This window comes from Aggregatibacter sp. HK296 (genome assembly GCF_980469475.1).
This window is the reverse complement of sequence record NZ_OZ413142.1, coordinates 1,501,995-1,513,495: the sequence shown is the minus strand read 5'-3', so window position 1 is coordinate 1,513,495 and position 11,501 is coordinate 1,501,995. Positions and strand designations below refer to the sequence as shown.

The following is an 11,501-nucleotide window of genomic DNA, read 5'->3' as shown; positions in this document are numbered from 1 at the left end:
GGCATAATAGAGTATTGATAATGAATAAAAAATTATATTTACCTTTAATCATTTTTTTAGGTTTAGCAGCGGCATTTCTGGTGCAGTTGCAACGTAATTCACAAGGTGATGATCCGAAAACATTAGAATCTGCGTTAGTGGGTAAACCTGTTCCGGCAAAAACGTTACCGGATTTGCTTTCAGATAAAACCTATGATGAATCCTTGTTTAAGCAAGGCAAACCGGTTTTGCTCAATGTATGGGCGACCTGGTGTCCTACTTGTTATGCTGAACACCAATATCTGAATCAATTGGCGAAACAAAGGGTCACGATCATTGGCTTGGATTATAAAGATGATAACGCGAAAGCAATGAAATGGCTGAAGGATCTTGGTAACCCTTATCAAGTTGTGTTGAAAGATGAAAAAGGGTCTTTTGCTTTAGATTTAGGGGTGTATGGTGCGCCGGAAACCTTTATTGTTGATGGCAATGGCGTGATTCATTATCGCTATGCCGGTGATGTGAGTGAAAAAGTTTGGCAGGAAACCTTACAGCCGATTTATCAAAAATTAGGCGGAGGGAAAGAGTAATGATAAAAACACTTTTATTTTCTACCGCACTTTTGTTTAGCGTTAGTGCTTCTGCAGCGATTGATGCATTGAATTTCAGTTCACCGCAACAGGAAGATGATTACCACGCGTTAACGCAGGAATTACGTTGTCCGCAATGTCAGAATAACAACATTGCCGATTCCAACGCAGTGATCGCGGTGGATATGCGTGGCAAAGTGTTTGAGTTATTGCAAGAAGGCAAATCCAAACAAGATGTTGTGCAGTACATGGTGGATCGCTACGGTAATTTTGTCACTTATGATCCGCCGTTAACACCCGTTACGATGATTCTTTGGTGTGCGCCGATTCTTTTCATTTTGCTTGGCGTTTTGGTACTTTTCCGTCGCAAACGTTCGCAAGGTGAGAAAGTGAGTCAGACAGCGGAAAACGCCAACAATGTGTTAACCGAAGAACAACAAAACCGTTTGAATACGTTATTAAACAAGGAGAATGATAGATGAATTTATGGTTAAGCATTCTCATTTTAACGTTGGTGGCAGCGTTAATTTGTTTTTTCCCTTTGTTATTAAAAGCCAAAAAAAGTACATCTATAAAACGTGATGATCTCAATAAAGCCTTTTATTTCGAGCGTTTAAAAGAGCTGGAACGAGATGAAAATCAAGGCTTATTAGAAAATACCGAACAGCTTAAATTAGAATTACAGCAATCCCTTTTGGAGGATATTCCTCAGCAGGCTGAAAGTACTTTTCTCAGTGAGAAAAATTACGGCAAGTTATGGTTTGTTTCAGGTTTCTTAGCATTAGCTATTTTGTCGGGCGCCGCATATTTTGCAGTGGGTTCTTGGCAATCGGAAATCATGTTAGAAAAAACGGCAGAAAAACTACCGTACTTTTATGAGCGCATAAAAAGTGAGAGCACCAACCCGCTAGATGAAGCAGAAATGCAACAGTTTGCGACCGCACTTCGGGTTGATTTACAGAAAAACCCAAATAATGCGAAAAACTGGTGGTTATTGGGACAACTTGGCATGAATTTGCAACAACCAAGAATGGCGTTGGATAGCTTTGCCCGTGCGAATAAGTTAGAACCGGATAATAACCAGTATAAGCTCGGGTATGCTCGTGTTTTAATGTTTTCAGAAGACACGACGGACAAGTTAAAAGGCAATAATTTATTACGCGAAGTGATTCGTGAGGATCATAGCAATATTGAAGCCTTAAGTTTGCTGGCGTTTAGTTATTTTGAAACGGAAGATTACAAAATGGCAGCCGTCACATGGGCAATGATGTTAAAACTGTTACCGAAAGATGACCCTAGAGCACCAATTATTGAGCGTAGCATTCGTTCTGCGCGTGATGCATTAGAAGGTCAGGAAAAAGAGAAACATCAGCAAGTGACACCAAATAAGGAAAATTGATTTCATTTTTAGAAAAAATAACTCAATTTTTGACCGCACTTATTTTTAAAATTTGACCGCACTTATTTTTAAAAAAAGGCTAAATTCTTCTCGGAATTTAGCCTTTTTGTTTTGTTCACATAAATGTAGCACGTGATATTAAATTTGGTACCTATTTGTAGTTATTTATGAAATAGCCATTTTATAGTGAGCATTTAATTTAATACCTATAAATAAGTATTACTGGAGCTTTGGGGTATTAATAATGATGCTACAAAAATAAACAAAATTAAGACTCAAATTTGAAAAATTGATCAAGAACAAGAAAAGTGCAAATATCCATAGAAAAAGCATGATTATTTCGCTATTTTACCACTGATTTTAAGTCGTTTATGTCTTCTATCATATTGTTATTAATGATAAAAATTCTCATTAGTAATGAGTTGATAACAGATGTTTTTGTAACCTTCTATTAATTCTAGTAGAAGCCATTTTATAACCTTATTGGAGTGATTATCGTGAACGCATTGAGAAAAAGCCTACTCGTAGCAGCTTCTTTCGCAGCTTTCGGCGTATGTAATTCGGCGATGGCAGAATTGGTGTATAAACCGGTTGAGCAGCCGGTTGAAGCCCCTAACCCAAATCTAAAAATTGAAGCGGTGAATGAAAAATTTGCTGAGAAATATCCTAGCCAATTCAATTCGTGGAAAGCGACTGAAAAAGGCGACAAAATCATCTATGCTGATGAACAAGATCCTCGTTTAATCGTGTTATGGGGGGGCTATTCTTTCGCAAAAGAATATAACGCACCTCGTGGTCACGTTTATGCAGTAGAAGATGTACGTAATATTTTACGTACTGGTGCGCCCAAAAATGCAAATGATGGCCCTCAACCAATGGCATGTTGGACTTGTAAAGGTCCAGACGTTCCTCGTTTAATTGCAGAATGGGGTGAAGATGGTTACTTTGGTGCAAAATGGGCTAAAGGTGGACCTGAAGTGGTCAACTCAATCGGTTGTGCCGACTGTCACGATACAACGTCCAAAGATTTTGCAGAAGGTAAACCGGCATTACGTATTGCGCGTCCACACGTACTTCGTGCGTTGGATCACCTAAATAATGCGCTTCAAGCCAAAGCGAAAGCCGCAGGCAAAGAGCAAGCCGATTTAAGTTTCAATACAGCAGCACGTACTGAAAAACGCGCTGAAATTTGTGCTAACTGTCACGTTGAATACTATTTCGCAGGCGATCTAAAACAAGTGACCTTCCCATGGGATAACGGTCAAACTGTGGATGATATCGAAAAATACTACGATGACATCGGTTTCAGTGACTGGACTCACTCTCTTTCTAAAGCACCAATGTTAAAAGCACAACACCCTGACTTTGAAATTTGGTCTTTAGGTATGCACGGTAAAAACGGCGTAACTTGTATCGACTGTCACATGCCTAAAGTACAAGGTAAAGACGGTAAAGTTTACACCGACCACCAAATCCAAAACCCATTCGATGCCTTTGATACCACTTGTGCAAACTGTCACGATCAAAGCAAAGAGAAGTTAAAAGACATTGTTGCCTCCCGTAAGAAAGAAGTGAAAGACATCATGGGTCGTTTAGAAGATCAAGTTGTTCGTGCCCACTTTGAAGCGAAAGCCGCATGGGATGCCGGCGCAACAAAAGAAGAAATGGAACCGGCTTTAATGGATATTCGTCACGCGCAATGGCGTTGGGACTACGCTGCAGCAAGCCATGGTGGTCATATGCACGCACCTGATGTTATGCTTCGTGTGTTAGGCTCTGGTCTTGATAGAGCTGCAGATGCGCGCGCTAAACTTGCCGCTATCTTAACTAAACATGGCGTGAAAACTCCGGTTGAAGTACCAGATATTTCTACAGCTGATAAAGCATGGAAAGTTATGGGTATTGATATTGAGAAAGAACGTAAAGCGAAAAAAGAATTCTTAGAAACTGTTGTACCTCAATGGGTCAAAGAAGCTAAAGCCAATGGCAAATTAGCTGAAGATTCCGCAACAAAACAATAGAAAAACGTACCGCACTTTTGTGCACTTTATAAAAGTGCGGTCATTTTCAAAAACAAATTTGAGGTAATCAGAATGAATTTAACGTCTCTACTCCGCAAACCGGCAAAAGCCCTTGCATTGCTTGCAGTATTGGTCGCCGCACCAATGCTTGCACAAGCAGAAGGTCAGCCGTCTGCTGCGGACAAGTTTACTTACGAACCGCAATTGGATAATCAACGCGATCCAAACCAATATTGTGCTAAATGCCATAAATTTGACAAAGTCGATAAAAATCAAACCTTGGATCAATCCGGTGGTGAATTACACTTCGGTAAGTTTCATGGTGCGCACTTAAATCAGAAAAACCCGAATAACGGTAAACCAATTAATTGTGTGAACTGCCATGGCAATATTTCTGAAGATCACCGTCGTGGTGCAAAAGACGTGATGCGTTTTGACGGCGATATTTTCGGTGAGAAAAAACCGATGTATAGCGCACAAGAACAAAACCAAGTCTGTTTCTCTTGCCACCAACCGGACAAACTTCGTGAAAAACTTTGGGCGCATGATGTTCATGCAATGAAATTGCCTTGTGCAAGTTGCCACACATTACACCCGAAAGATGATGCGATGAAAGGTATTCAACCGAAAAATCGTGTGAAACTTTGTGTGGATTGCCACGGTGAACAACAAAAACGTAAAGCGCAAAAAGAACAAACTCAATCAACCGAACAAAAGGATAAACAATGACAACTTGCTCACGCCGAAACTTTGTTTCCGGCATGGGGGCGTTGATCCTTATGACGGGAACATCAGTGACCTCTTTAGCGAAAGAGGAAAAGGCGGATAAACCGAAACGCTACGCGATGGTGCACGATGAAACCGCGTGCATTGGCTGTACTGCGTGTATGGATGCTTGTCGTGAAACTAACCACGTGCCTGAAGGCGTTTCACGTTTGGAAATCCTACGTAGCGAACCTTATGGGGAATTCCCGAATCAAGAGTACGAGTTTTTCCGTCAATCTTGCCAACATTGTACGAATGCACCTTGTGTGGCGGTTTGTCCAACCGGGGCATCATTCATCGATTCTGAAACCGGTATCGTGGATGTGAATAAAGATCTTTGCGTCGGTTGCCAATATTGCATTGCCGTCTGTCCATATCGCGTACGTTTCATTCATCCGGTACACCGTACTGCGGATAAATGTAACTTCTGTCGTGATACAAACTTAGCAGCTGGTAAACAACCGGCTTGTGTAGAAGCTTGTCCAACCAAAGCATTAACCTTTGGTGATATGAATGATCCGACAAGCGCAGTGGCACGCAAGGTAAAACAAAGTCCTGTTTACCGCACGAAAGTGGAATTAGGTACACAACCGAATCTTTACCATATTCCATTCCAACACGGAGAACCAAGAAGATGACATTAGATTATCCTGTTCCGTTTCACACACCTAATTTGGTGTGGGATTCAACAATCGCTATCTACTTGTTCTTACTTGGTATTTCTTCCGGTGCGGTACAATTAGCGATTGCGTATAAACGTAGTAACAAACTTGAAAATCCAAACAAAAACTGGATTATTCGTGCCGCTGCCGTATTGGGGAGTGTGCCGACATTAATCGGTTTAACCTTGTTGATTTTCCACTTGGCGCGTCCTTGGACATTCTGGAAATTGATGTTTAACTATCAATTTAATTCTGTGATGTCTATGGGGGTTATGTTATTCCAAGTGTATATGCTGTTCTTGGTTTGTTGGTGTGTCGTTATCTTCAAAGAAGATATTATGGCATTGATCCAACGTTTTATGCCAAAACTTAGCTTTGTCGGTAAAATTATCAATGTATTAGAACGCGTAATCTCCCCTGTTGAAGTTATTCTCTTCATCTTAGCTGCGGTGCTAGGGGCTTATACCGGTTTCTTACTTTCTGCGTTGATTAGCTATCCGATGTTGAATAACCCGGTATTACCGGCGCTCTTCTTAGCCTCCGGAACCTCTTCCGGTATCGCTGCGACCTTCTTATTTATCCTGATTGCAGGTAAATTAAAAGGCGATTCCCACGAATCACACTTCATTCATAAATTTGAAGTGCCGATTATGGTAACCGAGCTAGGTCTATTAATCTGTTTCTTCGTGGGACTCTACTTCGGCGGCGGACAAAAAGTGGTGGCGTTACATAATGCGTTATCCGGCTTCTGGGGCGCAGTCTTCTGGATTGGGGTATTCTTTATCGGTATCTTAATTCCGTTGATTGCCAATATGTTTGTTAGCGATCGTTTGAAATTCAACAAGAATTTTATCATCCTTGTGTCGATTTTCGACTTGATTGGCGTGTTATGCTTGCGTTACTTTATTCTGTACGCAGGACAGCTTACAACCGCATGATAAGGTTTTTGTTTGTATCAAAAGGCGTAGTAAAATACGCCTTTTTGTTTGGTGTTATTTTCTTTGGCAAAGAAAAATAAAAAAGAAAGGCGGGTCAAAGAAGGAAATCTGATTTGTTTTTTCTACGAGTAAAGTGCGGTTAACATTTTAAACGTTTTTATCTCACTTTCCCCTCTTTAGCAAAGAGGAAAAGGGGAGATTTGGCAGAAGTGATTTCAACCTTATGGGTTGTTTAATATCGTCAATATCTCCTCTTAACTTCTTCTTTATTAAAGAGGCAGTATAAAATGCAAGCGAAACCTGAAGTGCTCATCCACAAAACCAACATGACAATCTAAAACACGAGATTATTTTATGATCCCCGAACTAGGCTTTCTTTCTCTTCTTCTTGCTACGATGAGCGCGTTGCTGCTTGCCGTTGTTCCACAACTTGGGTTTTGGCTGCGTAAGCCGGCACTGACTCAATTAGCTTGGGGATTAAGCTATTGCTTTGGCTTATTTACGTTAGCCGCGATTTCTATCTTGGCGTATTCCTTTGCGGTCGATGATTTTACCTTGGAATATGTTGCCGCCCATTCGAATTCTCAATTGCCAACGTTCTTTAAAATTGCGGCAACTTGGGGCGGGCATGAAGGATCCATGTTGTTCTGGCTTTTTTCACTTTCCGTTTGGGTTGTGCTGTTTGCATTATTTAATCGAAAAAATGACCGCACTTTTGTGGCACAAAGCTTGGTGATTTTAGGCTTAATTTGTTTTAGCTTTGCTGTCTTTATCGTTTTCTTTTCTAATCCGTATGGACGCCTCTTTCCCGCACCCTTGGAAGGGCGTGATCTGAACCCGATGTTGCAGGATGTGGGGCTGATTTTTCACCCACCGTTGTTGTATCTCGGCTATGTTGGCTTCGCGGTAAATTTTGCCCTGAGTGTTAGCGCCTTGTTACATCAACATTTAGAAAGCCAAATTGCCCGCGTGATGCGAGTTTGGGTATTGGTCTCTTGGTTGTTTTTAACCTTAGGCATCGTGCTAGGGGCATGGTGGGCATATTACGAACTCGGCTGGGGCGGCTGGTGGTTCTGGGACCCGGTAGAAAACGCGTCATTAATGCCTTGGTTATTAGGTTTAGCGTTGTTACATAGTTTAATTGTCAGTGAAAAACGGGGCATCTTTAATTATTGGACAACGCTTTTCTCATTGTTAGCGTTCGCGTTCAGTGTACTCGGCACCTTTATCGTGCGCTCAGGTGCATTGACATCTGTACATGCTTTCGCAGTCGATAGCCAGCGAGGCACCGCATTGCTTGTGATTTTCTTCCTGTTGACTGTCGGGGCGCTCGGTTTGTTTGCTTTCAAAGCCAATATGCAGCAACAAGCTGTGAAATTAACCTTGCTTTCCAAGGAAAGTGCGGTGCTTTTTTTGAATGTTTTATTGAGCATCGCTACTGTCAGCACGTTTCTCGGCACTTTCTATCCAATGTTATTCCAAGCCATGAATTGGGGCTCTATTTCTGTTGGTGCGCCTTACTTCAACAGTATTTTCCTTCCGCTGATTGCCTTGGTGTTAATTGCCATGGTGATTTCGCTCGGCTTGCATTGGGCAAAGGCGGATAAACGCATTTTATTAAAACGTACGGCGTTATTGTTGCCCTCTTTGTTGCTTGCCTATTTAGCCATTCGCCACGTTATGCAAAATGACAGTGCATTACAGTTCAAATGGACAGCCTATTTCCTACTCACCTTAGCGATTTGGTTGTTATTGGCGACGTTGTGGCAAAATTGGCGAAAGTTAGGCCTTTCTCACTATGCGATGATTTTTGCGCATAGCGGTGTGGCCATTGCCACAATGGGCGCCGTCATGAGCAGTTATTTCGGTAGTGAAATTGGTGTACGTTTATCGCCGCAACAAAGCCAACAACTCGGTGCATTTAATTTTCACTATGAACGATTTTCCAATGAAATCGGCCCGAATTTTACGGCTGAAGTGGCAACGTTTAGCGTGGCAGAAAACGGTAAGCCGTATGCCGAATTACAGCCGGAACGCCGTTATTATGATGTGCGTACCATGACCATGAGTGAAGTAGGGCTGTCTGGCGGTTTTTGGGGCGATTTATATATTGTTATGGGCGATCCGCTTGGCAAGGGTGAGTTTACGTTCCGTCTTCATTACAAACCGCTGATTCGTTGGTTATGGTTTGGCGGTATATTGATGGCATTGGGTGCATTGTGTTCTGTATTGACCACGAAGCGAAGAGGAAAACGTGATGAATAGAAAAGTGATTTTCTTCCTGCCGTTAGTATTGTTACTTGGCGTATGTGTTTTATTGTTAGCAGGGTTGCACCAAGATCCGAAAAAAATCGCCTCTGCGTTAATTGATAAGCCTGTGCCTGAGTTTTATCAGGCAAATTTATTGGATAATCGTCAAACGCTTAGCCCAAAAGATTTTCCGAAACGCCCATTTTTACTTAATATTTGGGGAAGCTGGTGCAGTTATTGTCAGCAAGAGCACCCATTATTGCTTGAGTTAGCAAAAGAGATTCCTATCGTGGGCGTGGACTATCGCGACAAACCACAAAATGGTATTGCGATGTTGCAACATATGGGCAATCCTTACACCTTAGTCATTGATGACAGCCGTGGCGAATTGGCGTTAAAACTCGGTGTGGATGGTGCGCCGGAAACCTATTTAGTGGATGCCAACGGCATTATCCGTTACCGTCATTCCGGCTTATTAGATCGGGAAACTTGGCAAAAAACTTTCGTGCCTCAACTTAACCAGCTATTACAACCATGAAACGATTTTTCGCGTTAATTTTTTTATTTATCAGTGTCAATGCCATTGCTGAAATGGTGGATACCTTTGAATTTCATAACCAGGCGGAGCGTACCCGCGCCGTGGAATTAGCGAAATCTTTGCGTTGTCCGCAATGTCAAAACCAAAATTTAGTAGAGTCTAATTCACCGATTGCTTACGACTTGCGTATTGAAGTGTATAACATGGTGAATGAAGGCAAAACCAATCAGCAAATTATTGATTCCATGACATCGCGTTTTGGGAACTTCGTCAATTATAAGCCGCCGTTCCAATGGAATACCGCATTGCTTTGGTTATTACCGATAGGCTTGTTGCTGGCAGCATTTGGGTTGATTTGGGTTTCCAGTCGTGGTTCATCACCGCTTGAACCGGAAAAACAGGTGGAAAATCGACCGCACTTTCAAACCTTACAAGAGAAAAGTGCGGTCAAATTTGAACTTAAATCGGCATTGATCGTTTTTGCTTTATTGCTTGCCATTCCTTTTGCGTATTATTTTTCTTTGGAACGCTTTTCTCGTGTACAGCAAGGTGAACAGGAACAAATTGCACAACATAATCAGCAACTTGAAACGACGGAAGAAAATAAAACCGAGGTGATTATCGGCAAAATTCAGGATAAATTACGCCAAGATCCGAATAGTGCAGAAAACTGGGTGAAGCTGGGTGACGCATATATGCAAAATAACGATTTCGACAGCGCTCTGGTTTGTTATGGCAACGCCGAAAAAATTGATGGTCGTAAGCCGACTACGCGAGGGCTGATGGCGACAGCATTATATCTTCAAGCGAATCAACAGATTACACCACAAGTTCAACAATTCTTGGATGAGGCGTTAGCACAAGATCCAAAAGAAGTTTCTGCCTTATCGTTGTTGGCAGCAGAAGCGTTCAAAATGCGCGATTATTCCACCGCACTTGATTATTGGCAGCAAATTTTGGATTCCGGCAATTCTGCAGTGGATCGTCGCGCCACCATTCAGAAAATGAAAATGGTCGATTTCATGCAAAAAGGAGAGTTGCAGTGAGCCACCATGCCATTGAAACACTCATTATCGGAGCCGGAGCGGCAGGCTTGTTTTGTGCAGCACAACTGGCAAAGTGCGGTGGCAAAGTCAGAATTTTAGATAACGGCAAAAAAGCAGGGCGGAAAATTTTAATGTCCGGCGGTGGTTTTTGTAATTTCACCAATATGGAGCTTTCTTCAGGTCGTTATCTCAGCCAAAATCCGCATTTTGTGAAATCCGCTTTAAAACGCTTTACTCAATGGGATTTTATCGGTTTAGTGGCGGAGTATGGCATTCCTTATCACGAAAAAGAGCTCGGCCAGCTGTTTTGTGATAACGGGGCAGAAGATATCGTCAATATGCTACTGACGGAATGTCAAAAATACGGCGTGGAGATTGCCTTACGGCAAAGCATTTCTGCTGTGGCAAAAACGGAAAACGGATTTTCTGTCGTGGCAAACGGAGAAACCTTGCATTGTACGCATTTAGTTGTTGCCACCGGAGGTTTATCTATGCCGGGCTTGGGCGCAACGCCTTTGGGTTATCAAATCGCCGAGCAATTCGGCATTCGCGTGATTGCGCCACGTGCGAGTTTAGTGCCTTTTACTTGGCGCGAATGCGATAAGTTTTATGCGGCGTTATCTGGTATTTCCTTAGATGTTGCCGCGACCAATCAACACAAAACCTTTACCCACCAAATGCTTTTTACCCATCGTGGTTTATCCGGACCGGCGATTTTGCAAATTTCTAACTATTGGCAACCGGGCGAAAGCATTCATCTTGATTTATTGCCTTATAACGATATTCATCATCATTTAAACGAACTGCGCCAATCTTCACCGAAATTACAGTTAAAAACCGTATTAAGCCGTTTATTACCCAAAAAATTGGTGGAATTATGGCTTGAAAAAGGCTTTATACAAGACGAAGCTATTGCCCAATTAAGTAAAGTGCGGTTAGAAAATTTGGTGAATTTAATCCACCACTGGCAGTTTGTGCCGAATGGCACAGAAGGCTATCGTACTGCAGAAGTGACCATGGGTGGCGTGGATACTCATGACATTTCCTCCAAAACCATGGAAAGCAATAAAGTGCAAGGCTTGTATTTTATCGGCGAAGTATTAGATGTTGCCGGCTGGCTTGGCGGTTACAATTTCCAGTGGGCGTGGAGTTCTGCCTATGCCTGTGCGCAAGGAATTGCGGCAAAATCAAAAGAATGACGTTGCTCCTTCTAAAGTGCGGTCGCAAAAAATAATGTTTTGAATGTTGCCAATGCAACTAGAATGCCTCAATACGTTTGAATTTTTAATTGCGAATAAATTTTCACCTCAGTT

Annotated in this window: 11 protein-coding genes; all 11 read left to right on the top strand. The window is 42.1% G+C overall.

The features are described 5' to 3' along the window. Window positions 1-20 precede the first annotated feature (20 nt). The 11 genes from AC30SH_RS07070 (at window position 21) to AC30SH_RS07020 (ending at window position 11,387) form a co-directional block, all read left to right on the top strand. Window positions 21-569, top strand: a complete 549-nt coding sequence (locus tag AC30SH_RS07070) for a DsbE family thiol:disulfide interchange protein (RefSeq protein WP_489582307.1) — start codon at window positions 21-23, stop codon at window positions 567-569. Further along, window positions 569-1,051: a cytochrome c-type biogenesis protein gene (locus AC30SH_RS07065; protein ID WP_489582306.1), complete on the top strand. Its 483-nt coding sequence runs from the start codon at window positions 569-571 to the stop codon at window positions 1,049-1,051. The genes AC30SH_RS07070 and AC30SH_RS07065 overlap by 1 nt, the downstream gene beginning before the upstream one ends. Then, entirely contained in the window at window positions 1,048-1,968 is a 921-nt protein-coding gene (ccmI, locus tag AC30SH_RS07060) for a c-type cytochrome biogenesis protein CcmI (protein WP_442539870.1), read from the top strand. Before AC30SH_RS07065 ends, ccmI begins: the two co-directional genes overlap by 4 nt. Before the next feature lie 497 nt (window positions 1,969-2,465). Continuing rightward, window positions 2,466-3,989 carry an ammonia-forming nitrite reductase cytochrome c552 subunit gene (gene nrfA / locus AC30SH_RS07055; RefSeq protein WP_489582305.1) on the top strand — a complete coding sequence of 508 codons (1,524 nt, stop codon included), beginning with the start codon at window positions 2,466-2,468 and terminating at the stop codon, window positions 3,987-3,989. Window positions 3,990-4,061: 72 nt separating this feature from the next. Beyond that, the gene (gene nrfB, locus AC30SH_RS07050) at window positions 4,062-4,718 is read left to right on the top strand and encodes a cytochrome c nitrite reductase pentaheme subunit (RefSeq protein WP_021615857.1); all 657 of its coding nucleotides are present in this window, start codon (window positions 4,062-4,064) and stop codon (window positions 4,716-4,718) included. Continuing rightward, the gene (gene nrfC / locus AC30SH_RS07045) at window positions 4,715-5,392 is read left to right on the top strand and encodes a cytochrome c nitrite reductase Fe-S protein (protein WP_314117295.1); all 678 of its coding nucleotides are present in this window, start codon (window positions 4,715-4,717) and stop codon (window positions 5,390-5,392) included. The genes nrfB and nrfC overlap by 4 nt, the downstream gene beginning before the upstream one ends. Then, a complete protein-coding gene (gene nrfD, locus AC30SH_RS07040; protein WP_290520998.1) occupies window positions 5,389-6,354 on the top strand; it encodes a cytochrome c nitrite reductase subunit NrfD in 966 nt (321 codons plus the stop codon). The genes nrfC and nrfD overlap by 4 nt, the downstream gene beginning before the upstream one ends. Before the next feature lie 354 nt (window positions 6,355-6,708). Beyond that, window positions 6,709-8,619, top strand: a complete 1,911-nt coding sequence (gene nrfE, locus AC30SH_RS07035) for a heme lyase NrfEFG subunit NrfE (RefSeq protein WP_489582304.1) — start codon at window positions 6,709-6,711, stop codon at window positions 8,617-8,619. Then, window positions 8,612-9,142: a DsbE family thiol:disulfide interchange protein gene (locus AC30SH_RS07030; protein ID WP_489582303.1), complete on the top strand. Its 531-nt coding sequence runs from the start codon at window positions 8,612-8,614 to the stop codon at window positions 9,140-9,142. The genes nrfE and AC30SH_RS07030 overlap by 8 nt, the downstream gene beginning before the upstream one ends. After that, on the top strand, window positions 9,139-10,188 hold the full coding sequence (gene nrfF / locus AC30SH_RS07025) for a heme lyase NrfEFG subunit NrfF (protein ID WP_489582302.1): 1,050 nt from the start codon (window positions 9,139-9,141) through the stop codon (window positions 10,186-10,188). Before AC30SH_RS07030 ends, nrfF begins: the two co-directional genes overlap by 4 nt. Further along, window positions 10,185-11,387, top strand: a complete 1,203-nt coding sequence (locus tag AC30SH_RS07020; protein WP_489582301.1) for a BaiN/RdsA family NAD(P)/FAD-dependent oxidoreductase — start codon at window positions 10,185-10,187, stop codon at window positions 11,385-11,387. The genes nrfF and AC30SH_RS07020 overlap by 4 nt, the downstream gene beginning before the upstream one ends. Window positions 11,388-11,501 lie beyond the last annotated feature (114 nt).

Excerpts from the sequence above, each read along its gene's own strand:
- AC30SH_RS07065 (WP_489582306.1), top strand. The coding sequence starts at position 569 with ATGATAAAAACACTTTTATTTTCTACCGCACTTTTGTTTAGCGTTAGT.
- nrfB (WP_021615857.1), top strand. The coding sequence starts at position 4,062 with ATGAATTTAACGTCTCTACTCCGCAAACCGGCAAAAGCCCTTGCATTG.
- nrfD (WP_290520998.1), top strand. The coding sequence starts at position 5,389 with ATGACATTAGATTATCCTGTTCCGTTTCACACACCTAATTTGGTGTGG.
- AC30SH_RS07070 (WP_489582307.1), top strand. The coding sequence starts at position 21 with ATGAATAAAAAATTATATTTACCTTTAATCATTTTTTTAGGTTTAGCA.
- nrfF (WP_489582302.1), top strand. The coding sequence starts at position 9,139 with ATGAAACGATTTTTCGCGTTAATTTTTTTATTTATCAGTGTCAATGCC.
- ccmI (WP_442539870.1), top strand. The coding sequence starts at position 1,048 with ATGAATTTATGGTTAAGCATTCTCATTTTAACGTTGGTGGCAGCGTTA.
- nrfE (WP_489582304.1), top strand. The coding sequence starts at position 6,709 with ATGATCCCCGAACTAGGCTTTCTTTCTCTTCTTCTTGCTACGATGAGC.
- nrfC (WP_314117295.1), top strand. The coding sequence starts at position 4,715 with ATGACAACTTGCTCACGCCGAAACTTTGTTTCCGGCATGGGGGCGTTG.
- AC30SH_RS07030 (WP_489582303.1), top strand. The coding sequence starts at position 8,612 with ATGAATAGAAAAGTGATTTTCTTCCTGCCGTTAGTATTGTTACTTGGC.